The organism is Inquilinus sp. CA228 (assembly GCF_052078665.1).
Classification (GTDB): domain Bacteria; phylum Pseudomonadota; class Alphaproteobacteria; order DSM-16000; family Inquilinaceae; genus Inquilinus.
In genome coordinates, this window is record NZ_JBQJIK010000055.1 from 1 (window position 1) to 20,196 (window position 20,196).

The following is a 20,196-nucleotide window of genomic DNA, read 5'->3' on the forward strand; positions in this document are numbered from 1 at the left end:
TTCAGGCCCTCGGCCTCGCCTCCGTCGCCGACCCGCTCACCGCTTAATCCCCCGAACCGCCGGATACGGACCCGTATGTCCGGTGGTGTGGGAGGGGGGAGCCGCGAGGCTTCCCCCTATCCCGATATTCCCGGCCGTCCAGGTAGTCCGCCAGTGGGCGGTCATGCCCCACGATGTGATCGCTCAGATCAAAGACAACCTTGAGCCGAGGGTGACGCAGCGCCTCCTCCCTGGAGAGAATGCGGCCCAGGCCTCCCGAGGCCCAAGCTGTCTGTTCAGGGCCGACGATGCCGACATTGTATTGGCCGTCATCCGACCAAAGCTGGAACGCGAAGGCGACGCGATCCTCGGGCGACGCGGCGTCGTCCCAGTCTCCCAACCCGACGATCATCTCCACCCGAGGGTGCCGAGGACCACGCGTCAGCATCGCGCGATAGATCGCGAAGGCTTCGCCATCGCGAGCCACAAAACGGACCAGCCGGGTGCTGGGCAGGCCGCAGCAATCGCAAGAGGTGAGAATCGGCTCGACGAATTCGATCTCGTACACGACGTCCCCCACGCCATCGGCCAAGCATCGCTCGTTGCGGCCGATGGCGCGAGTCCCGTCACGCGGGTGCCCTCCCACTAGACTTCCCAAACTGTCATGCCCGGGCTTGACCCGGGCAGCCAGGAGGTCTCGACAGCCTCTGGATTGCCGGGTCAAGCCCGGCAATGACAGTGAGGGGATGAACGGCCTAAGGCTGGTCCCGCTTCAGGTCCAGCCAGTCCCGCTCGGCCTCGGTCAGGTTGGCCGACAGGCCCTCGATGTTGCGGCGGCTCTCGTCCAGCGTGCGCGGGCCGGACAGGGCGAAGGTGGCGAAGGGCTGCGACAGCACCCAGGCCATGGCGATCTGGACCGGGCTGGTGCCCTTGGCCTCGGCCAGGGCGATGGCGCGGCGGCGGCGCTCGAAATTGTCCTCGGCGTGCCAGCTGTGGGCGATCTCCGGCTCCGCCGCCGCCCGGGACGGGTCGCCGCGCTCGGTGAAGAAGCCGCGGGCGGTCGAGGACCAGGCGAACAGCACCGTGCCGCTCTCCTCCAGATGGCGCAGCCACTCCGGGTCGCGGGCCGAGACGCAGCCGGCCCAGACCGGCTGCACCATCCGGGCCAGGGCCAGGTTGTTGCTCAGCACCGTGAAGCCGGCCTTGCCGTTGCGCCTGGCGTAGTCGTTGGCCGCCCGGAACCGCTCCAGGCTCCAGTTCGAGCCGCCGAACACGCCGATCCGGCCCTCGCGGTGCAGCGCGTCGAGCACGTCGACGAACTCGCCGACCGGCACCTCCGGATTGTCGCGGTGCAGGAAGTAGATGTCGACGCGGTCGGTGCGCAGCGCCTCCAGGCTCCGCTCCAGCTGGCTCCGCGCCGCCGCCGGCGTGCAGTGCGGCGTGTGCGCGCCCTTGCCGATCAGGACGATCTTGTCGCGCAGGCCGCGGCTGGCCAGATAGTCGCCCAGCAGCCCCTCGGCCTGGCCGTCGACATAGATCCGGGCGGTGTCGAAGCAGTTGCCGCCGCGCTCGACATAGTCGTCGAACAGGGCGGCGGCCGCGCCGGGATCGCGCTGGTTGTCGACGCCCATCACCATGCGGGCGACCGGCTTGGCGACGCCCGGAATCGTGCCGTAGATCATCTCGCTTCCCCTCACTCGGCCCGCCAGCAGGCCACGCCCTGCGGCGGCACCCGCAGCCCGCCCAGCAGGTAGCGGCTGGCATCCGTCACCGGCGCCGCCCAATCGATCTCACCATAGTTGAAGGCGAAGGTCAGCCCGCCGCGGCGGCGCAGCCGCACCGCCTCCGGCAGCTCGACCAGGTCCAGCCCGGCGCGGCCCAGCAGATCGGCGACGACGCCGCGCAGCAGCGCCGGGTCGGGCCAGCCGGCCAGGTAGGAGCGCTGGCCGTCGCCGACCAGGGCCGGGGCGCCGTCGGCGAAGCTGGCCTGCGCCGGCAGGTCGGTCTCCAGCCATTCGCGCCAGCGCCGGATCGATCCCTTCAGCCCGGCGCCCTCGACCGGCTCGGCCAGGTTCGGGCGCAGCGAGGCGACCTGGATGACCTTGAGCGGCAGCAGCTCCTGCAGCAGGCCCGGCGGCAGCCCGTCCGGGATGGCGAAGTCGTGGGTCTTCGAGCCGGTGCGCGGGCCGAACAGGGTGACGGCGTCGGTCGCGGCGAAGGCCTGCCGCGCGGCCTCGGACACATGCGCCAGGGACGGCACCACAACCGCTTTGTACCCGGCCAGGGAGGCGCCGGGGCGGACGATGTCGACATCCAGGCCGAAGCGGCGGATCGCCTCGTACCAGCGGAACACCAGGTCGGTGTAGCGGAAGTCGCGACCCTGCGGCTGGATCCGGGTGATCCAGGAGGTCTCGTAGTCGAACACCAGCGCCACCGGGGCGGGGGCGGAGGCGGGCAGGGCGCCCAGCCGCGCCAGCTCCTGCCCGACCTGAGTCGCCTCCTGGCCGCCGGGGGACAGCTTGCGGTCCGGCCGGTTCAGCCCGGCATGCATCTGCTCCTGCGCGAAGGGGCATTGCCGCCAGCGGAAATAACTCACCACCTCGGCGCCGTGGGCCAGCGCCTCCCAGCTCCACAGCCGGACCATGCCGGGCTTCGGCACCGGGTTCCAGGCGGCCCAGTTCACCGGGCCGGGCTGCTGCTCCATCACCCACCAGCGGCCGCGGCCGACGGCGCGGTACAGGTCGTGGTTGAACGGCGCCAGGTCGGGGTGCGAGGTGCGGGCCCAGCGCGCCCGCTCGTCATCGTCGCAGGCGATCTTCTCCAGCGTGCCCAGCGGGTAGCTGTCCCAGGACGCGACATCCAGGTCCTCGCCCACCGGCCAGTGGTCGAACTCCTGGAAGAAGCCCATGAAGTTGTGGGTGACGAAGCGGCCCGGCGAATGCTGGCGGATGATGCCGACCTGCATCCGGTTGTAGGCGGCGACCTGGTCCGAGGCGAAGCGCCAATAGTCCAGCCGCGCCGCCGGGTTGGTCTCGGTCACCGCGCCGACCGGGGCGATGATCTCGTCGAAGCCGCCGACCTCCATCGACCAGAACACGTTGCCCCAGGCCTGGTTCAGCGCGTCCGGCGTCTGGTAGCGGTGGCGCAGCCAGGTCTGGAAGGCGGCGACGTCCTCGGGCCCGTAGGACAGCACGGTGTCGTGGCAGCCGAACTCGTTGTCGGTCTGCCAGCCGGCGACCGCGTCATGGCCGCCGTAGCGCCGCGCGACTTCCTCGGTGATCCGCGCGCTCTCCTGCAGCCAGACGCGGCTGGAGAAGCTGGTGTGTCGGCGCGAGCCGAAGCCGCGGGTGCGGCCGTCCTCGCCGACCGGCAGGATGTCGGGGTGGCGGTCGACCAGCCATTTCGGCGGCGTCGCCGTCGGCGTGCACATCACCACCTTCAGCCCGGCGGCGCCCAGCGTGTCGATGGCGCGGTCCAGCCAGCCCCAGTCGAAGCGCCCCGGCTCCGGCTCGATCCGCGACCAGGCGAATTCGGCGATGCGGACGAAGCTGATGCCGACCTCGCGCATCCGGCGGGCATCATCCTCCCACCACTCTTCGGGCCAATGTTCCGGGTAATAGCAGACGCCGAGCATTCGGAAGCCTCGTCGGAAACGGAAGTTGGGGGGCGCTACTTCACCGCGCCGGCGGTGATGCCGGCCACGAAGTAGCGCTGCAGGAAGATGAAGACCACGAGCATGGGCAGGGTCAGCAGCATGGCCCCGGTCATCAGGGCGCCCCAGGGCACGACATTCAGCCCGATCAGGCTGCCCAGCGCCACCGGCGCGGTGCGGGCCCCCGGCTGGGTCGCGACCAGCAGCGGCCACAGGTAGTTGTTCCAGGAGGCGAGGAACAGGATGATCGCCAGCGCCGCCATGCTGGGCCGCACCAGCGGCAGGGCGATGGTGAAGAAGATCCGCCCCTCGCGCGCGCCGTCGATGCGGGCGGCGTCCAACAGCTCCTGCGGCAGCGACAGGAAGGTCTGGCGCATGAACAGCACGCCGATCGAGTTGAACAGCGGCGGCACGATCACCGCGATCCAGGTGTTCGACAGGCCCAGGTCGCGCGCCACCAGGACGTATTGCGGGATGATCACCACCGCATAGGGCACGGTCAGCGTCGCCACCAGCAGGCTGAAGGTCGCCTGCTTGCCGACGAAGCGGAATCGGGCGAAGGCGTAGCCGGCCATGCTGGTCAGCATCAGCGACAGCACGGCCGAGACGGTGGCGATGCCGATCGAGTTCAGCATCGCCCGGCCGAAGCTGGCGGTGTCGTCGAGGAAGGCCAGGTTCTCCCAGAAATTGCCGCCGGGGGTCAGCGGCAGCTCCGGCGAGAAGATGGCGTAGTCCGGCAAGGTGGCGAAGATCACCATCAGGTACAGCGGCGCCAGCCACAGCAGCGCCACGGGCGCCATGCCGCCGGTCAGGGCCCAGGCGCCCCAGCGCCGGCGCGAGGTCATCGAGCGGGGCATGGCCATCCTCACGCCTTCCGGTTGCGGGTGAGCATCAGGTTGAGCGCCGCCATCACGGCCGCCATGCCGGCGATGGTGTAGGCGATCGCCGCGGCGTAGCCGAAGTTCAGGCTGACGAAGCCCTGCTTGTACAGGTAGGTGCCCAGCGTCTCGGTGGCGCCGCCCGGCCCGCCGCGCTCGGTGATCAGCCAGGGCTCGGTGAACAGCTGCATGGTGCCGATGATCGACAGCACCAGGCAGAACACCAGGATCGGCTTCAGCAGCGGCAGGGTGATGCGGAAGAAGCGGTCGACCGGCGAGGCGCCGTCGATCGAAGCCGCCTCGTACAGGTCGCGCGGGATCGACTGCAGCCCGGCCAGCAGGATGATGGCGTTGTAGCCGGTCCAGCGCCAGGTCACCGCCACCATGATCGTGGCCATCGCCGCGTCCGGGTCGTGCAGCCAGTCGACCGGGGCCAGGCCCAGCGCGGCGAGGCCGTGGTTGACGGCGCCGAACTGGCCGTTGAACAGCAGCCGGAACACCACCGAATAGGCGACGTCCGAGACCACCACCGGGGCGAAGAAGGCGAAGCGGTAGATCGGCCGCAGCTTCAGCAGCGGCGAGTTCAGGGCCACCGCCAGCAGCGTCGCCAGGACCAGCATCACCGGCACCTGGATCACCAGGATGGTCAGGGTGTTCTTCAGCGCTTCCTGGAAGGCGCGGTCCACCAGCAGGCGCCGCCAGTTGATGCCGATGTTCCAGGCCCAGGGATTGACCCGCGTGTTCTGCAGCGACAGCAGCGCCGAATCGATGATCGGCCAGCACCAGAACACGGCGAAGACCAGCAGATAGGGCGCCAGGAACCAGTACGGCGCCAAGGCGTGGCGCCGGCGCCGCCACCCGAGGCTGGCCTCCGGCGGCGCGGCGGCCGGGGCCCCGCGTATCCGTGGGGCCTGGAGGCCGCCTCGGGTGGCGGCTCCCATTACTCGGCGACCGGCAGGCCGGTGGCGGCGGAGATCTGCTCGGCCGCCTCGTCCAGGGTCTCCTTGGCGGATTTCGAGCCGCCCTTCAGATAGGCCAGCAGGATGCCGTCGGCGATGTTGTCGGCCTCGGCGAAATACTGGGTGCCGCGCGCCGGCTTGATCTGCGACAGGGTGTTCAGCACCACTTCCCAGACCTTCTGGCCGCCCCAATAGGGAAGCGGCTGCTGGACATAGGGATCGTTGACCGCCTCCGGCAGGGTCGGCACCAGGCCCGAGGCCTTGAGCTGGGTGATCTGGCTGTCCGGCCGGCCGTTCGCGAAGTTGATGAAGGCCAGCGCCGCCTGCGGGTTCTTCGACGAGGCCGGGATGGCCAGCGCGGAGCCGCCGAGATTGGCGGCGCGGTTGCCGCCGGCGGTGAAGGCCGGCAGCGGGAAGACGCCCCATTTGCCGCTCAGCTCCGGCGCGTTGCCGCGGACCGAGCCCTCGTACCAGGCGCCGAACACCGCGCTGGCCAGCCGGTTGGCCTTGATCGCCTGCAGGCTGCCGTCCCAGTCGCCCTCCATGAACAGGCCGGCATCGGTGATCTTCTTCACCGTCTCCAACGCCTGGACGCAGCCGGGCTGGGCGACCGTGACGGTCTCGCCCGTCTCATCGAAGAAGGCGCAGCCGGCCTGGTTGGCCAGGATGCGGAACCAGGTGGTGCTGGTCGCGCCGCTGTTGGTCGACAGGAACTTGACGTCGGGGCCGGCCTTGGCCTGCACCGCCTTGCCGGCGGCGATGAAGTCGTCCCAGGTCGCGATCTTGGCCGGGTCGACGCCGGCGGCCTCGTACATGTCGCGGCGGTAGAACACCACGACCGGGCCGGAATCCCAGGGCATGGCGTAGATCTTGTCGCCGACGGTCAGCTCGGCCAGCTTGAATTTCGGGAATTTGGCGAGGAGGTCGGCCTCCTTCGGATCGAGCGACTTCAGGTCCGCGAAGCAGTCCGGGAAGCGGGCCCAGAACACCTCGGATTCGTGGTTCTCGACCGAATAGACGTCCGGCATGTTGATGCCGCCGGCGGAGCAGCCGGCCAGGCCGCGGTCGTAGACCGGCTGGTTGCCGAGATCCTCCACCGTCACCTTGACGTCGGGATAGGCCTTGTTGAAGTCCGGCACCACGGCCTTCAAGGCCGTCGCCGCCACGTTCCAGCTCCAGACCGTGATCTCGCCCTTCACCTCCGACTGCGCCATCGCCGGCGCCGTCAGGGCCAAGACGGCCGCGCCGGCCAAGCCGGACATCATGCCGGCAATCCTGCCGAGTCTGCTCATAGGATCCTCCCTCGTGTCTGGTCCGACGGACGGGTCCGGCCTGCCAGAGGCGAACCCGCTTCGCGGAGCTTATCGTCGACTTGCGGGGGGAGTATGAATCCGATGGTTTCCGCATGTCGTCCCGATCAGGGACGAATTCTTCCGGGATCCTAAGGTCGACGATGAGCCGAGCCCAGACTGCGCGCATACCGAGGCTGCCGGGCCTGTCCGAGCACATCGTCAGCGCCGACACAAGGCGCGAGGTGCTGGTGATGCGGCGGGCGCACCAGCACAGCCAGATCGAGCTGAATCTGATGCTGGAAGGGGCCGCGACCTATCTGTTCAACGGCCGGCGGGCGACGATCGGGGCCGGCGACCTGGTGTTCTTCTGGGGCGCGATCCCGCACCAGACCATCGAGGTGTCGAGCCCGGCCAGCTTCGTCTGCCTGTACCTGCCGATCGAGATGTTCCTGAGCGCCGCGCTGGGGCCGCGGCTGAAAAGCGCGGTGCTGGGCGGCGGCATGATCGGCGATCGGGCGCCGCTGCCCTTCGACGCGGCCCAGTTCGAGCACTGGCATGCCGAGCTGAACCGCGGCGACGAGCGGATCACCGCCCTGGTGCGGCAGGAGATCGAGCAGCGGCTGCGGCGCAGCGACCTGTGCGGCTGGGAGGTGCTGAGCGACACCGGCGACGGCGCCGCCGCCTCGGAAGGCCGGCACGCCAAGGTCTGGGCCATGGCCGGCTTCATCGCCGCGCATGCCAGCGAGTCGATCTCGGTTTCCGACGTCGCCGCCTCGGTTTGCCTGCACCCGAACTACGCCATGGCGATCTTCCGCGAGGCGCTGGGCATGAGCATCGGCGGCTATCTCACCCGCCAGCGCCTGTACGTGGCGCAGGCGCTGCTGCTGTCGACCGACACCGACATCGTCACGGTCGCCTTCGAGGCCGGCTTCGGCTCGGTCTCACGCTTCTACGAGGCCTTCAGCCGCCACTTCGCCATGCCGCCCCGCCAGTTCCGCATCCTCTACCGCGGCGGCGGGTGAGGGAACCATGAGATCAGCCAGACAACGACCTGCCGCCTTCAGGCGCTTTAGGGCCATGGGCGGCGTGCTCGACTTCGCCGTCTTCGAAGAGAGCCTCGGTACGGAAGAGGAACTGTTCGAGGCCGTCGCTGCCGCCCTCGGGCGCAGAGCATCCTTCGATGCCGACAGGCTGCGGTCGCTCGGGGGCCGGCCGATCGACGAGCGCATGTTCTTCGGCGACTGGCACGACCACGAAAGCGGCGCGCTGCTTCGGCTGGGCCAATACGTCACTGCCGAGGGGAAGCATCTGCAGGATCCGAAGCTGCTGGCCCTAGACAGGGTGCATATCGTGTCCGGTGCGGCGATGCACCCGGAGCCCGGCGCAGGCGGGCAGTTCGCCTATGCGTTCTCGCGTCCGCCTTACCCGCTGCGGGCCAAGCCGCGACAGGTGCAGGCGGTGTTCGACGTGATCCGGGGCTTCATCCTGCCGCCCGGACATGACAGCGAGATCCTGGACTGGAGCAGCCCGCACCTTCCCGAGGTGTCGGACTATTTCGAGGCGGGCATGGACTGGTGGGGCGTGTTCCTGTTCAGCATCCGCACCCCGACGCTGCAGCGGCTGACCGTTATCGCGGGCTCCACGACCGATTGAGGGGCAGCCCGGCTACAGCCCGTCCTTAAGGCTCCAATGCCCGCCCCAGCGCGGGTCGGCCTCGTCGCGGACGTCCTGGAAGCGGATGTCGGCAGACAGGCGCATGATCCCGTCCGGGTCGTCGTTGCGGGTCGCGGCGTGGATCATGTAGGGGCTGTGCAGCACCACGTCGCCGGCGGCGTAGTCCGCGGCCAGCCAGCGGGTGCCGAAGCGATCGGCCATCGCCGGCAGGTCTTTCGAGATCCAGCCGGTCTCGGTCATGTTGCGGTTGTAGGCGCTGATCCGTTCCTCCGGCGACAGCTCGGCGTTCCTGCGGCCGAACTCCGCCTCCATTTCGCGGCCGAGGCGATGCGATCCGTCAAGGTAGAGCAGCCCGCCCATTCGCACCGGCACGTCGCCGATCGGGATCCAGGCGGTGACCAGCCGGTCGGTGCCGGCGCGCAGATAGATCAGGTCGTAATGCGCGCCGGTCGCGGCCGGGTCGCCGGGCCGGGTGAAGCGCAGGATCTTGCGCCGGTGCAGGGTGGAATTGCCGCCGATCAGCCGGTCGATGAATCGCCACAGCTCCGGCATCAGGCAGAAGGATTCGAAGGCGGAGGAGCGCACCAGCTCCATCAGCCGGCCGCGCGAGGCGGGGTCGGCCGGGCGGTCCGCGGTCCGGCCCTCGACGGGGTCGGAGCCCTCGGCCAGCAGGCCGAACTCGGCGAATTGTGCGAAGACGTGGCGGCGGAACTCCAGCACCGCCGCCCGCGGCAGCAGCGACCGCAGCCAGAGATAGCCCTCGGCATCGTAGCGCGACCGCAGGGCCGCGAGATCCTCCGCCGGCTCGCTCGGCGCCAGCCAGCCCAGCCGCGCCGGGCTGCAGTTCAGCGCATAGCCGTTCGACGACAGAGCGGACGGCAGAACGCCCATCTCCTCCTCCCATGACCGACGCGCCTGGGGGCGCTTGGCGGCCATCATGCCTCCCATGGTCCGGAATGTCGTCGCGTTCCGGTGGCTTTTTCTCCGGGATCCTCAGGTCGAGCCTGTGACATGAGAATTCTGGCGGGCGCGTAGAAATCTGTTTAATATCAAAGAGTTAAATCTACAACGCCACATTTCTTAGCCGAGGCTTAGAGAAACATGTCGGGGTTCCAGATGAAGCCAGCGCCTCTCCGCCCAGGTCCCGGAACGGGGGGCGATCGCTGATGGACCGCGCCTCCCAGGCCGCTCTGGCCAGCGTCTTCGTCGGGGCGCTGGTGCTGGGGCTCAAATTCCTGGCCTATTGGTTCACCGGCTCGGTCGCGCTCTATTCCGACGCGCTGGAGAGCATCATCAACGTGGTCGCGGCCGGCGCCGCCTTCATCGCGCTCAGGGTCTCGGCGCAGCCGGCCGACGCCAACCACCCTTACGGGCACACCAAGGCCGAGTACTTCTCGGCCGTGTTCGAGGGTCTGCTGGTGGTCCTGGCCGCGCTGTCGATCCTGCGCGAGGCGTATTTCGGCCTGCTCGATCCCCGGCCGATCGATGCGCCGGCGCTGGGCCTGGCGATCAGCGGGGTAGCGTCGGTCATCAACGCCGTCTGGGGCTGGGCCCTGCTGCGCTGGGGCCGGAGCCTTCGCGCCCCGGCGCTGGTGGCGGACGGCCGGCACGTGCTGACCGACGTCTACACCTCCGGCGGGGTGCTGGTCGGCGTCGGCCTGGTGGCCCTGACCGGCTGGCAGATCCTCGATCCGATCCTCGCCGCGATCGTGGCGCTGAACATCCTGTGGTCCGGCTACGTCATGGTCCGGGATTCGGTCGGCGGCCTGATGGACGAGGCGGTGCCGCCGGAGACGATGGCGCGCATCCGCGAGGCGATCGCCCGCACCGGCGGCGGCGCGCTCGAGGCCCATGACGTGCGCACCCGGCATGCCGGGCGGCTGACCTTCATCGACTTCCACCTGGTGGTGCCGGGCACGATGACCGTCTCCGAGGCGCACGACATCTGCGACCGCATCGAGGCGACGCTGAAACTGGACATCGGCGCCGACACGATCATCAGCATCCATGTCGAGCCGGAGGAGAAGGCCAAGCACGCCGGCGTGGCGATCGCCCGGAACCGGCCCCGCCAAACGGTGCCGGAAGCCTCAGCCAGCGAGACCTAGCCGGCGGCGGTGACCAGCACCTCGACCGTGCCGACGCCGTCGAACTCGGCCTCGGCCCGGTCGCCCGGCTTCACCACATGGACGCCGGTGGTCATGCCGGTCAGCACCCAGCTGCCGGCGGGCAGGTCCCGGCCGCGGCGGCCGAGATGCTCGGCCAGGAAGGCGAGGGAGGCGATCGGCCCGCCGCCGGCGACGCGGGCGGCGCTGCCCTCGCCGACCACCGTGCCGTCGACCCGCATCCGCACCGTCCAGTCCGACGGCGCCCGGCTGTCCCACGCCGCGATCGCGGGGCCGACCACGAGGCCGGCATTGTTGCCGAAATCGCTGGCCACGGCGCCGGGGCCGAGATCGTTCAGCGTCGCCAGCGGGCTGCCGGCGATCTCCATCCCGGCATGGACCGACTCGACGAAGGGCCGCATTTCCTCGATGGTGCGCGGCCGCGCCTCGGCCGGGATGTCGCGGCCGATCCGCAGCACGAATTCGGCCTCGACCGCGCCGAAGCCGCCCGGGATCACCGGGGTCTCGACCGGACCGCCGCGGGCGTCTCGCAGGTTGCGGGCGAAGACCGGGCCGGCCAGGCGCGGCGCGTCGTAGCGCGGCCGCCAGGTCTCGGCGATGCCGGCCACCTTCCAGCCGACCAGCGCATCGGTCCACAGGCCGATCGCCTCTTCCTGCACCGCATAGGCGGTGGGCAGGTCCGGCGGTAGCGTGCCGGGATAATCCGGCAGGGCGCGGGCGGCGCGGCGCGCCTCGGTGAAGGCGATGGCCAGGTCGCGGCTCGAACTCATGGCAGGCTCCGTCGGCTTATCTGGATTCTTGTGTATGGTAGTATGGGCTGTTATGCAAGGCGGCAACGGCATGCAGGATCCGGCGTGAAGATCGACCCCGCCCACAGCTTCGAATCCGCCGCGCACCGGCTGGAGCGCGAGCTGCGCCGCGCCATCGTGGCGCTGGAGCTGGCGCCCGGCGCCCGGCTGTCGGAGCAGGAGATCGCGCAGCGCTACGGCGTGTCGCGCCAGCCGGTGCGCGAGGCGCTGATCGCGCTGGCAAAGTCCCGGCTGATCGAGGTGCAGCCGCAGCGCGGCACCGTGGTGGTCAAGCTGTCGGTGCGGCGGATGGCGGAGGCGCGCTTCGTCCGCGAAACGGTCGAGGTGGCGCTGGTGCGCCGCGCCTGCGAGGGCTTCGACCGGTCCAGCCGCGAGCGCATCGACGACCTGCTCGACGCCCAGGTCAAGGCCGCCTCCCGCGGCAACCATGCCGATTTCCAGCGCACCGACGAGCTGTTCCACATCGCCATCGCCGAGGGCGCCGGCTGCGGCCTGGCCTGGATGGCGGTGGAGGACCTGAAGGCGCATATGGACCGGATCTGCACCCTGACGCTGCCGGGCGCCGAGGCGATGCTGCCGCTGGTCGACCAGCACCGCGCCATCATGGCCGCGATTGACGCCCGCGACCCCGACGCGGCGGAGCGGGCGATGCGCCATCACCTGACCGAGATCCTGCGCGCCCTGCCGCGGATCGAGGCCGAGCACCCCGAATTGTTCGACGAGCCCGCCCCGGGCCGAACCCGCTAGACGCGACCCCGATAGACGAGGACAGCATGAGCGACGCCCCGACCACCCGCCAGGCGGTGCATTACGAGCAGGCCGAGATGCTCGACGGCGAGGATCTGCGCCGGCATTTCCTGATCGAGCAGCTGATGGCGCCGGGCCGGCTGACCGCGACCTACACCCATTACGACCGCATGCTGGTGATGGGGGCGGTGCCGACCGACGCCCCGCTGGTGGTCGGCGAGGACCTGGCCAGGCTGGTCGGCAGCGCCACGCTGCTGGAGCGGCGCGAGCTCGGCCTGATCAATGTCGGCGGCCCCGGCCGCGTCACCGCCGACAAGACCGTGTTCGAGGTCGGGCCGCAGGACGCGCTCTATCTCGGCAAGGGCATCGCCTCGGTCGCCTTCGCCAGCGCCGACCCCGCCAACCCGGCGAAGTTCTACATCAACTCGACCCCGGCCCATGCCGCCCTGCCGTCGCGGGTGGTTGCCAAGGGCCAGGCGATCGTCAAGGAGCTCGGCGCGCCCGAGACCAGCAACCGCCGCACCCTGCACCAATACCTGCATCCCGAGGTGCTGCCGACCTGCCAGCTGCTGATGGGGCTGACCCGGCTGCACAGCGGCAGCGTCTGGAACACCATGCCGGCGCACACCCATGACCGGCGGATGGAGGCGTATTTCTACTTCGAGCTGCCGGCCGATGCGGTGGTGATGCACTTCATGGGCCGGCCGGAGGCGACGCGCCACCTGGTGGTGCGGAACGAGCAGGCGGTGCTGTCGCCGCCCTGGTCGATCCATTGCGGCGCCGGCACCGCCGCCTATGCCTTCATCTGGAGCATGGCCGGCGACAACCAGGCCTTCACCGACATGGACTTCATCGCCATGGGGGACCTGCTGTGAGCCTGTTCGACCTGACCGGCCAGGTGGCGCTTGTCACCGGGGCGCGCACCGGGCTCGGCCGCGGCATCGCCCTGGCGCTGGCCGAGGCCGGGGCCGACATCGCCGGGCTCGGCTCGCGCCCGATGCCCGACACCGCGGCGGCGATCGCCGGCACCGGCCGCCGCTTCGTCGAGGTGGTGCGCGACCTCGAGGATTCTTCCGGGCTCGACGCCGTGGTGGCCGACATCGTCGCCCGGCTCGGCCGGATCGACATCCTGGTCAACAACGCCGGCATCATCCGCCGCGCCGACCTGCTGGAGTTCAGCGAGGCGGATTGGGATTCGGTGATGGCGGTCAACCTGAAGAGCGCCTTCTTCCTCAGCCAGGCGGTGGCCCGCCACATGGTGGGGCAGGGCATCCAGGGCCGGATCATCCACATTGCCTCGGTGCTGTCCTTCCAGGGCGGCATCCGGGTGCCGTCCTACACTGCGGCCAAGCACGGCATCGCCGGGCTGACCCGGGCGATGGCGAACGAGCTGGCGCCGAAGGGCATCACCGTCAACGCCATCGCCCCCGGCTACATGGAGACCGACAACACCGAGGCGCTGCGCGCCGACCCGGTGCGCACCCGGCAGATCCTCGACCGCATCCCCGCCGGCCGCTGGGGCGTGCCGCAGGACCTGGCGACGGCAACGCTGTTCCTGGCCTCGCCGCACAGCGGCTACGTCACCGGGACGCTGCTGCCGGTCGATGGCGGCTGGCTGGCGCGTTGAAATTTTTCGATTGAATTTGTATCGAATTTGTGTCATAAAATCATATTCAATCGATTAAGATTGAAACTATATTTCGTTTCGTTTTATTCTCGTTGCTGCCGGTTCCGCGCTGTCCTGTCGATGGCGCGGAACCGGCATCACGCGTTTGATGCATTATCGATCCAATTTTCAGGAGCATTTCAGATGGAATCCTATCTCGCCACGATCATGGGCTGGGCCCCGAACTTCGCGCCGCGCGGCTGGGCCTTCTGCGGCGGCCAGATCCTGTCGATCGCGCAGAACACGGCGGTGTTCAGCCTGCTCGGCACCACCTATGGCGGCAACGGCCAGACCACCTTCGCGCTGCCCAACCTGTTCAGCCGGCTGCCGATCGGCGCCGGCAATGGCCCGGGGCAACCCTCCTACGAGCTCGGGGAGGTCGGCGGGACGCCGAGCACCACCCTGACCATCAACAACCTGCCGGCGCACACCCATACCGCGACCTTGTCCGGGCAACAGAAGGTGGCCACCACCGCCGCCAACACCACCTTGACCGCCGCGGCCGCCGATTCGATCCTGGGCGCGCCGAACTTCCTGGATTCAACGTCCGGCTCGACCGTCGACGTCAACACCTTCGCCGCCGGCGGCGCCAGCCCCTCGGTCTCCCTGGCGATCCCGGTCACCGGCACGATCGGCCCGACCGGCGGCAGCCAGCCCTTCGCGATCATGCCGCCCTATCTGGCGATCAACTGGATCATCTGCCTCGAAGGCATCTTCCCGCCGCGCAGCTAAGGGAGCGCCGCGATGCTCGCCGAGCTCAGCTTCGACGACTTCAAGGATCACCGTGGCCAGACCTTCGTGGTCGAGGGGCCGGGCGGGCGGGTGGAGGCGACGCTGGTCGCCGTCCGCCTCTCGCCCTACGAGTCGCCGGGCCTGCTGCGGCGCCACCCCTTCGCGATCCTGTTCACGGCGCCGCCGACGCCAGATCTCGGCGCGCAGGTCTACAACATCCGGCACCCGTCCAAGGGGCTGATGGAGGGCGTCTTCATCAACCCCGTGGTGCCGGCGGCGATGGATGCGCCGAAGGCCCAGGGCGTCCGCTTCTACGAGGCGGTGTTCGCCTGAGCAGGGCGCGGTCGAACGCGGCCAGGATCCGGTCCCGCAACGCATCGAGGCATCGGGCCAAGTCGCGATGCTCCCGGACCAGCGCCGCGATCGACCGCCTTTCTTCCGAAATCAGGTCGGAGCCCGACCTGACCGCATCGGCCAGCCGCGTCTCGGCGGCGTAGCGGCGGTGGTCCAGCGCGCCCAGCGCCGTGTCCAGGCGCATCCACTCCGCCAGTAGCTCCACCGCCGCGTCCGTGCCCCGCGCGTGCAGCCCCTCGATCGCCCGCCGCAGCGGCAGCCGGGCGGTGGTGTGGCTGCAGGCGAGCTGGGTGTCGCGTCGCCCGGCCGGGCACAGCGCCGGGCGGGCATAGCCGTCCGGCTCGACCGCATGGGTCAGCGGCTGCCCGGCCGCGTCGCGCGGCACCGCCTCGTGCACCATGCCGCAGACCACGGCGTGCGAGGCCGCGACCCGGTCGCGCAGCCGGTCCAGCTCGATGTCGTGCGCGACGGTCACGTCGCCTCCCGCGCCGCCGCGGCGTCGAGATGGATCTCCGGATGCCGGCAGCGGTGCAGGATGGTGGCCGGCCAGGCGGGCTCGAAGTCGCGGCTTTCCAGCAGGCGCCGCACCGCCTGCCGCTTGTGGCCGCCATGCAGGATCATCAGCGCCGCCCGCGACAGGCCGGCGATGGTGCCGAGGCCGACGGACACGCCCCGGCGCGGCACCTCGGCGATGGCGGCGAAGCCCGGGAAGGTCGCCATGTTGTCGCGCCGCGTCTCCTCCGCCAGCGCGACGATGCCGGTGCCGGCCTCGGCCGGGCTGCCCGGCGGATTGAAGGCGACATGGCCGTCGCTGGCGCCGCTGGCCAGCAGGAACAGGTCGATGCCGCCGGCGTCGCGGATCCGCCGGTCATAGGCCTCGGGCTCGGCCGGGGCCGGGCACCACACGCCCGCCGCCGGCAACTGCCGCGGCGCCGGCAGCTTGCCGTTCAGCACCGCCCGGATCTCCTGCTCGGCGAAGCGGCGGCAGCTGTAATGCGCTCGGGGATCGCACAGCACCGGATGCCCAAGCTCCTTGGCCGGCCCCTCGACCAGGTACTCGTCCATCATCACCAGGACCAGGCGCGACAGGTCGAACCGGGTCATCCCGGCCAGGGCGCCGAGCGCGGCATAGACCGGCGCGGCCGACCGCCCGGCCGGGCAGCCCAGCAGATAGGGCCGGCTCTCCTCCGCCGCGCGCTCGATCCCACCCAGGATGCGCTGGGCGACGGCGCGGCCCAGCGCGTCCGGCGTCGGATGGACGGTGACCGGGATGGCGATGGTGGATCGCATGGGCTGGTCCTGGCGGCCGACCGGGGCAGACGGCAGTGTGACAGGCCGGCGCCCGGCCGCGCAATCGCGGTGCCATTCAGCACTCCTGGCGCTGAATGCCATCACATCTTTCCGTTGGAACGCTGAAATCCGCGGGTCTAGGACAAGGGAGATCCCCGACACACAAAGGCGCCGTCATGGAATACCGTCTGCTCGGCCGCTCCGGCCTCAAGGTCTCCACCATCACCCTCGGCACCATGACCATGGGCGGGAAGGGCAATTTCGCCAAGGTCGGCACTGCCGGCGTGGACGAGGCGCGGCGGCAGGTCGACCTGTGCCTCGACGCCGGCGTCAACCTGATCGACACCGCCGACGTCTACTCGGCCGGCGGGTCGGAGGAGATCATCGGCGAGGTGCTGGGCGGCAGGCGCAAGGCCGGCGTGCTGATCGCCACCAAGGCGCGCTTCCCGATGGGCGACGGCCCGAACGACCGCGGCCTGTCGCGCCACCATTTGATCGAGGCCTGCGAGGCCAGCCTCAAGCGGCTGCGCACCGACGTGATCGACCTGTACCAGGTCCATCAATGGGACGGGCAGACCCCGCTGGAGGAGACGATCGACGCGCTCGACGCCCTCGTGCGCCAGGGCAAGGTCCGCTACATCGGCGCCTCGAATTATTCCGGCTGGCACCTGATGAAGGCGCTCGGGGTCAGCGACCGCACGCACCGCCAGCGCTTCGTCAGCCAGCAGATCCACTACACGCTGGAGGCGCGCGAGGCGGAGTACGAGCTGGTGCCGGTGTCGATCGACCAGGGCCTCGGCATCCTGGTGTGGAGCCCGCTGGCCGGCGGCCTGCTGTCCGGCAAGCACCGCCGCGGCGTGACGCCGGAGGGCACCCGCCAGCTCGCCGGCTGGGGCGAGCCGCCGATCCGCGACGAGGACCGGCTGTGGGCCATCGTCGACGCACTGGTCGGCATCGCCGAGGCGCGCGGCGTGTCCGGCGCCCAGGTGGCGCTGGCCTGGCTGCTGGGCCGGCCGGCGGTCACCTCGGTGATCATCGGCGGCCGCACCGAGGCGCAGCTGAAGGACAATCTCGCCGCCGCCGACCTGGTGCTGACGGCGGAGGAGCGGGCGAAGCTGGACAAGGTCAGCGCGCCGCCGGTGCTGTACCCCTACTGGCACCAGCTGCGCACCGCCAAGGACCGACTCGGGGCCGCCGACCTGTCGCTGCTGGGGCCGCATCTGTAGTCGGGTCGCGCGACCGGGCGGTCACGCCGGGACGCAGGCCGCCCCGGCGGGCGCGGGGCCGCGCAGCCACCGCTGGCCGAGCAGCGCGATCGCCAGCGCCGTGGCCCCGGCCGCGACCGACACCGAGAACCCGGCCGAGGCGCCGAACTCGTCGATGATCCGGCCGGAGGCGGAGGAGCCGACGGCCATGCCGATGCCGATCCCGGTCATCGCCCAGGTGATGCCCTCGGTCAGCTGCGACGGCGGCACCAGCCGCTCGATCAGCCCCATCGCGGTGATGATGGTGGGCGACACGGCGGCGCCGGCCAGGAACAGCACCAGCGCCAGCGCCGGGATGCTGTCGACCACCAGCAGCGGCAGCGTGGTCAGCGCCGCCAGGGCGATCGCCAGGACGAACTGGGTCGGCAGCGACAGCCGCGGCTTGATCGCCCCGAACACCAGCCCGACGATCAGCGAGCCGAGGGCATAGGCGGCCAGCACCAGGCTGGCGGCGGCGGTGGCGCCATGCGCCTCGGCGAAGGCGACGGCGGTGACCTCGGCGGTGCCGAAGATGGCGCCGACCGCGACCATGGTCAGCGCGATCACCCGCACCGATCCCAGCCGGACGACCGAGCGCCCGCGCCCGGCCTCCGGCGCATGCACCGGAGGCTCGGTCGCCTTCAGCCCGCTGAACAGCGCCACGCCGGCGGCCAGCAGCAGGGTCGCCGCCAGCGGCCCGGCCTCCGGAAAGACGGCGACGCTCAGTCCGATCGCGACGATCGGGCCGGACATGAAGATCACCTCGTCGACCACGGATTCGAAGGCGAAGGCGGTGCGCAGCTGCGGCGTGTCGCGGTACAGCTCGGTCCAGCGCGCCCGGACGAAGGCGGTCATGCTCGGCATGGCGCCGGCGCCGATCGCGAACAGGAACAGGGTCCAGTCCGGCGCGCCGAACCGGGTGGCCAGCATCAGCCCGGCCATCGCCGCCACGGTGACGATCGTGGCCGGCACCGCCACCCGGCCCTGGCCGCGCCGGTCGACCAGCCGCGAGATCTGCGGCGCGATCAGCGCGTTTGAAAGGGCAAAGGTGGCGGAGACGGCGCCCGCCAGCGCGTATTCGCCGCGCGCTTGCGACAGCATGGCGACGATGCCCAGCGTCATCATCGCCAGCGGCAGCCGGGCGATGAAGCCGGCGGCCGAGAACGCCTTGGCGCCGGGGGCGCGGAAGATCTCGGCATAGGGGTTGGTCATGGCGGCCTCCGCTGCGGGCAGCATCACTTGCATACGCACCGTATGTGAAGCAGATAATTGCATGCATGCCGTATGTCAATTAGCATACGTGCCGTATGTAAGAGGAGGGCCATGGCCCACAGACCGCGCAGCGAGATGATCGCCGAGACCCGCGCCAAGCTGCTGGCGGCGGCCCGCCATGCCTTCGGCACCAAGGGCTATGCCGAGGCGTCGATGGACGACTTCACCGCCGAGGCCGGGCTGACCCGCGGCGCGCTGTACCATCATTTCGGCGACAAGAAGGGCCTGCTGCGGGCGGTGATCGCCGAGATCGACGCCGAGATGAACGTGCGGCTGCGCGAGGTCTCCGGCCGCGCCGGCACGCCCTGGCAGGCCTTCTCGGACGAATGCATCGCCTATCTCGAGATGGCGCTGGAGCCGGAGATCCGGCGCATCGTCCTGCGCGACGGGCCGTCGGTCCTCGGCGATCCCTCGACCTGGGACAGCCAGTCCGAATGCATCGCCCTGATGACCGACAGCCTGCGCCGGCTGGCCGAGGACGGTGTGATCGTGCCGGTCGACCCGGAGACCACGGCGCGGCTGCTCAACGGCGCGATGCTGCACGCCGCCCAGTGGATCGCCAACGCCCCCGATCCGCATGCCGCAGCGCGGCATGCGGTCAAGGCCTTCGGCGCGCTGTTGTCCGGCCTGCTGAAGCAGCGGGCCGATGGGCGAGCCTCACGGTGACGAAGCGCCCGGCCCGGTGTTGTTTCCCGAAGCGACCAGGAGAAGAAGGGCCCGATGAGCGACTATCCCGTGCTGCGGCCGGAGCCGCGGATGGATGCCGACGGCACGCGCCTGCGCCAGGGCGGCTGCAGTTGCGGCGCGGTGCGCTTCACCCTGCGCGGCGAACCGCTGGTGGTCGGGATCTGCCACTGCACCGAATGCCGCAAGGCCACCGGCGCGGTCGCCATGGCCTATGCCGACTGGCCGCGCGACGCCTTCACCGCGACGGGGGAGGTGCGCACCCATTGCGGCCGCAGCTTCTGCCCGGCCTGCGGCTCGCGCCTGTTCCACCTGGCGGAGAGCGACGGCACGGTCGAGATCCTGCTCGGTGCCCTCGACGAGGCGCCGGGCGACCTGCTTCCGACCCGCGAGGGCTGGATCATCCGCCGCGAGCCCTGGCTGGCGCCGGTCGCCGGCGCCAGCCAGTTCGACCGCGACCCGGACTGACCGCTACAGCTCGACGAACACCTCGAACCCGCCATAGATCATGCGCTTGCCGTCGAAGGGCATGGTGGAGGGATCCCCTTTCAGCCGCGGATCGGCCATCACCTTTTTGTTGATCTCGTCACGCGCGGCGTGGGACTCGTAGACGATCCAGGCGAAGATCACGATCTCGTCCTCCTTCGCCAGCACCGAGCGCGGGAAGGAGGTCAGCTCGCCATAGGGCGTGTCGTCGCCGGTGCATTCGACATAGGCCAGCGCGCCGTGGTCCTTCCACACCGCGCCGGCGTTGCGCGCCATCTCCTTGTACTCCTCCAGCTTGGCCTTCGGCACCGCCAGCACGAAACCGTCTGCATAGGACATCCCGGGTCTCCTCCGT

The 20,196-nt window shown here is 70.3% G+C and carries 23 protein-coding genes; 11 read left to right on the forward strand and 12 right to left on the reverse strand.

The genetic code is table 11. The features are described from left to right. Positions 1 to 43: 43 nt before the first annotated feature. The 6 genes from ACTOWL_RS24990 to ACTOWL_RS25015 form a co-directional block, all read right to left on the reverse strand. A complete protein-coding gene (locus ACTOWL_RS24990; RefSeq protein WP_441323997.1) occupies positions 44 to 547 on the reverse strand; it encodes a hypothetical protein in 504 nt (167 codons plus the stop codon). 187 nt (positions 548 to 734) lie between these two features. Next, a complete protein-coding gene (locus ACTOWL_RS24995) occupies positions 735 to 1,661 on the reverse strand; it encodes an aldo/keto reductase (RefSeq protein WP_441323998.1) in 927 nt (308 codons plus the stop codon). An 11-nt stretch (positions 1,662 to 1,672) separates the two neighbouring features. Continuing rightward, a complete protein-coding gene (locus ACTOWL_RS25000) occupies positions 1,673 to 3,613 on the reverse strand; it encodes a beta-galactosidase (RefSeq protein WP_441323999.1) in 1,941 nt (646 codons plus the stop codon). 35 nt (positions 3,614 to 3,648) lie between these two features. Further along, on the reverse strand, positions 3,649 to 4,494 hold the full coding sequence (locus tag ACTOWL_RS25005; RefSeq protein ID WP_441324000.1) for a carbohydrate ABC transporter permease: 846 nt from the start codon (positions 4,492 to 4,494) through the stop codon (positions 3,649 to 3,651). A gap of 2 nt (positions 4,495 to 4,496) precedes the next feature. Next, positions 4,497 to 5,345, reverse strand: a complete 849-nt coding sequence (locus tag ACTOWL_RS25010) for a carbohydrate ABC transporter permease (RefSeq protein ID WP_441324001.1) — start codon at positions 5,343 to 5,345, stop codon at positions 4,497 to 4,499. Positions 5,346 to 5,449: 104 nt separating this feature from the next. Further along, on the reverse strand, positions 5,450 to 6,760 hold the full coding sequence (locus ACTOWL_RS25015) for an ABC transporter substrate-binding protein (RefSeq protein WP_441324002.1): 1,311 nt from the start codon (positions 6,758 to 6,760) through the stop codon (positions 5,450 to 5,452). A gap of 161 nt (positions 6,761 to 6,921) precedes the next feature. On the opposite strand from ACTOWL_RS25015, the gene ACTOWL_RS25020 reads away from it, so the two are divergent. Both ACTOWL_RS25020 and ACTOWL_RS25025 read left to right on the forward strand, forming a co-directional pair. Further along, on the forward strand, positions 6,922 to 7,782 hold the full coding sequence (locus ACTOWL_RS25020; RefSeq protein WP_441324003.1) for a helix-turn-helix domain-containing protein: 861 nt from the start codon (positions 6,922 to 6,924) through the stop codon (positions 7,780 to 7,782). A 55-nt stretch (positions 7,783 to 7,837) separates the two neighbouring features. Continuing rightward, on the forward strand, positions 7,838 to 8,413 hold the full coding sequence (locus ACTOWL_RS25025) for a hypothetical protein (RefSeq protein WP_441324004.1): 576 nt from the start codon (positions 7,838 to 7,840) through the stop codon (positions 8,411 to 8,413). Between the two features lie 12 nt (positions 8,414 to 8,425). On the opposite strand, the gene ACTOWL_RS25030 is transcribed toward ACTOWL_RS25025, so the two are convergent. Continuing rightward, positions 8,426 to 9,325, reverse strand: a complete 900-nt coding sequence (locus ACTOWL_RS25030; protein WP_441324005.1) for a phytanoyl-CoA dioxygenase family protein — start codon at positions 9,323 to 9,325, stop codon at positions 8,426 to 8,428. Between the two features lie 275 nt (positions 9,326 to 9,600). Here ACTOWL_RS25030 and ACTOWL_RS25035 point away from each other — a divergent pair, with 275 nt between their 5' ends. After that, complete coding sequence (locus ACTOWL_RS25035; protein ID WP_441324006.1) at positions 9,601 to 10,539, forward strand: cation diffusion facilitator family transporter; 939 nt, start codon at positions 9,601 to 9,603, stop codon at positions 10,537 to 10,539. Here ACTOWL_RS25035 and ACTOWL_RS25040 read toward each other — a convergent pair. Beyond that, complete coding sequence (locus ACTOWL_RS25040) at positions 10,536 to 11,327, reverse strand: 2-keto-4-pentenoate hydratase (RefSeq protein ID WP_441324007.1); 792 nt, start codon at positions 11,325 to 11,327, stop codon at positions 10,536 to 10,538. The genes ACTOWL_RS25035 and ACTOWL_RS25040 overlap by 4 nt on opposite strands. Positions 11,328 to 11,411: 84 nt before the next feature. Between ACTOWL_RS25040 and ACTOWL_RS25045 the strand changes: the two genes are divergently transcribed. From ACTOWL_RS25045 to ACTOWL_RS25065, 5 genes are all read left to right on the forward strand, one after another. Continuing rightward, the gene (locus ACTOWL_RS25045; protein WP_441324008.1) at positions 11,412 to 12,113 is read left to right on the forward strand and encodes a GntR family transcriptional regulator; all 702 of its coding nucleotides are present in this window, start codon (positions 11,412 to 11,414) and stop codon (positions 12,111 to 12,113) included. A gap of 26 nt (positions 12,114 to 12,139) precedes the next feature. Next, positions 12,140 to 12,988 (forward strand): 5-dehydro-4-deoxy-D-glucuronate isomerase, encoded by an 849-nt coding sequence (kduI, locus tag ACTOWL_RS25050; protein WP_441324009.1) that lies wholly within the window; start codon positions 12,140 to 12,142, stop codon positions 12,986 to 12,988. Beyond that, positions 12,985 to 13,740, forward strand: a complete 756-nt coding sequence (kduD, locus tag ACTOWL_RS25055; RefSeq protein WP_441324010.1) for a 2-dehydro-3-deoxy-D-gluconate 5-dehydrogenase KduD — start codon at positions 12,985 to 12,987, stop codon at positions 13,738 to 13,740. The genes kduI and kduD overlap by 4 nt, the downstream gene beginning before the upstream one ends. A 183-nt stretch (positions 13,741 to 13,923) precedes the next feature. Beyond that, complete coding sequence (locus ACTOWL_RS25060) at positions 13,924 to 14,511, forward strand: phage tail protein (protein WP_441324011.1); 588 nt, start codon at positions 13,924 to 13,926, stop codon at positions 14,509 to 14,511. 12 nt (positions 14,512 to 14,523) lie between these two features. Continuing rightward, on the forward strand, positions 14,524 to 14,844 hold the full coding sequence (locus tag ACTOWL_RS25065; RefSeq protein WP_441324012.1) for a DUF6916 family protein: 321 nt from the start codon (positions 14,524 to 14,526) through the stop codon (positions 14,842 to 14,844). Here the strand turns inward: ACTOWL_RS25065 and ACTOWL_RS25070 are convergent. Together ACTOWL_RS25070 and ACTOWL_RS25075 are read right to left on the reverse strand one after the other, a co-directional pair. After that, positions 14,768 to 15,340, reverse strand: a complete 573-nt coding sequence (locus ACTOWL_RS25070; protein WP_441324013.1) for a hypothetical protein — start codon at positions 15,338 to 15,340, stop codon at positions 14,768 to 14,770. The two genes, ACTOWL_RS25065 and ACTOWL_RS25070, sit on opposite strands and share 77 nt — an antisense overlap. Next, positions 15,337 to 16,155: a 6-phosphogluconolactonase gene (locus ACTOWL_RS25075; protein WP_441324014.1), complete on the reverse strand. Its 819-nt coding sequence runs from the start codon at positions 16,153 to 16,155 to the stop codon at positions 15,337 to 15,339. Before ACTOWL_RS25075 ends, ACTOWL_RS25070 begins: the two co-directional genes overlap by 4 nt. Before the next feature lie 176 nt (positions 16,156 to 16,331). On the opposite strand from ACTOWL_RS25075, the gene ACTOWL_RS25080 reads away from it, so the two are divergent. Then, complete coding sequence (locus ACTOWL_RS25080; RefSeq protein ID WP_441324015.1) at positions 16,332 to 17,381, forward strand: aldo/keto reductase; 1,050 nt, start codon at positions 16,332 to 16,334, stop codon at positions 17,379 to 17,381. Between the two features lie 21 nt (positions 17,382 to 17,402). Here ACTOWL_RS25080 and ACTOWL_RS25085 read toward each other — a convergent pair whose 3' ends face one another. Further along, positions 17,403 to 18,611: an MFS transporter gene (locus tag ACTOWL_RS25085; protein WP_441324016.1), complete on the reverse strand. Its 1,209-nt coding sequence runs from the start codon at positions 18,609 to 18,611 to the stop codon at positions 17,403 to 17,405. Between the two features lie 111 nt (positions 18,612 to 18,722). On the opposite strand from ACTOWL_RS25085, the gene ACTOWL_RS25090 reads away from it, so the two are divergent. Continuing rightward, positions 18,723 to 19,337 (forward strand): TetR/AcrR family transcriptional regulator, encoded by a 615-nt coding sequence (locus tag ACTOWL_RS25090; protein ID WP_441324017.1) that lies wholly within the window; start codon positions 18,723 to 18,725, stop codon positions 19,335 to 19,337. 54 nt (positions 19,338 to 19,391) lie between these two features. Beyond that, positions 19,392 to 19,823: a GFA family protein gene (locus ACTOWL_RS25095; RefSeq protein WP_441324018.1), complete on the forward strand. Its 432-nt coding sequence runs from the start codon at positions 19,392 to 19,394 to the stop codon at positions 19,821 to 19,823. A gap of 3 nt (positions 19,824 to 19,826) precedes the next feature. On the opposite strand, the gene ACTOWL_RS25100 is transcribed toward ACTOWL_RS25095, so the two are convergent. Then, on the reverse strand, positions 19,827 to 20,180 hold the full coding sequence (locus ACTOWL_RS25100; RefSeq protein ID WP_441324019.1) for a DUF1428 domain-containing protein: 354 nt from the start codon (positions 20,178 to 20,180) through the stop codon (positions 19,827 to 19,829). Positions 20,181 to 20,196: the final 16 nt, after the last annotated feature.

What these genes read in the sequence shown, in the direction of transcription:
- ACTOWL_RS24995 (WP_441323998.1), bottom strand. Translation starts at nt 1,661, where the DNA reads ATGATCTACGGCACGATTCCGGGCGTCGCCAAGCCGGTCGCCCGCATG.
- ACTOWL_RS25000 (WP_441323999.1), bottom strand. Translation starts at nt 3,613, where the DNA reads ATGCTCGGCGTCTGCTATTACCCGGAACATTGGCCCGAAGAGTGGTGG.
- ACTOWL_RS25005 (WP_441324000.1), bottom strand. Translation starts at nt 4,494, where the DNA reads ATGGCCATGCCCCGCTCGATGACCTCGCGCCGGCGCTGGGGCGCCTGG.
- ACTOWL_RS25015 (WP_441324002.1), bottom strand. Translation starts at nt 6,760, where the DNA reads ATGAGCAGACTCGGCAGGATTGCCGGCATGATGTCCGGCTTGGCCGGC.
- ACTOWL_RS25020 (WP_441324003.1), top strand. Translation starts at nt 6,922, where the DNA reads ATGAGCCGAGCCCAGACTGCGCGCATACCGAGGCTGCCGGGCCTGTCC.
- ACTOWL_RS25025 (WP_441324004.1), top strand. Translation starts at nt 7,838, where the DNA reads ATGGGCGGCGTGCTCGACTTCGCCGTCTTCGAAGAGAGCCTCGGTACG.
- ACTOWL_RS25030 (WP_441324005.1), bottom strand. Translation starts at nt 9,325, where the DNA reads ATGGGCGTTCTGCCGTCCGCTCTGTCGTCGAACGGCTATGCGCTGAAC.
- ACTOWL_RS25035 (WP_441324006.1), top strand. Translation starts at nt 9,601, where the DNA reads ATGGACCGCGCCTCCCAGGCCGCTCTGGCCAGCGTCTTCGTCGGGGCG.
- ACTOWL_RS25040 (WP_441324007.1), bottom strand. Translation starts at nt 11,327, where the DNA reads ATGAGTTCGAGCCGCGACCTGGCCATCGCCTTCACCGAGGCGCGCCGC.
- kduI (WP_441324009.1), top strand. Translation starts at nt 12,140, where the DNA reads ATGAGCGACGCCCCGACCACCCGCCAGGCGGTGCATTACGAGCAGGCC.
- ACTOWL_RS25060 (WP_441324011.1), top strand. Translation starts at nt 13,924, where the DNA reads ATGGAATCCTATCTCGCCACGATCATGGGCTGGGCCCCGAACTTCGCG.
- ACTOWL_RS25065 (WP_441324012.1), top strand. Translation starts at nt 14,524, where the DNA reads ATGCTCGCCGAGCTCAGCTTCGACGACTTCAAGGATCACCGTGGCCAG.
- ACTOWL_RS25075 (WP_441324014.1), bottom strand. Translation starts at nt 16,155, where the DNA reads ATGCGATCCACCATCGCCATCCCGGTCACCGTCCATCCGACGCCGGAC.
- ACTOWL_RS25080 (WP_441324015.1), top strand. Translation starts at nt 16,332, where the DNA reads ATGGAATACCGTCTGCTCGGCCGCTCCGGCCTCAAGGTCTCCACCATC.
- ACTOWL_RS25085 (WP_441324016.1), bottom strand. Translation starts at nt 18,611, where the DNA reads ATGACCAACCCCTATGCCGAGATCTTCCGCGCCCCCGGCGCCAAGGCG.
- ACTOWL_RS25090 (WP_441324017.1), top strand. Translation starts at nt 18,723, where the DNA reads ATGGCCCACAGACCGCGCAGCGAGATGATCGCCGAGACCCGCGCCAAG.
- ACTOWL_RS25095 (WP_441324018.1), top strand. Translation starts at nt 19,392, where the DNA reads ATGAGCGACTATCCCGTGCTGCGGCCGGAGCCGCGGATGGATGCCGAC.
- ACTOWL_RS25100 (WP_441324019.1), bottom strand. Translation starts at nt 20,180, where the DNA reads ATGTCCTATGCAGACGGTTTCGTGCTGGCGGTGCCGAAGGCCAAGCTG.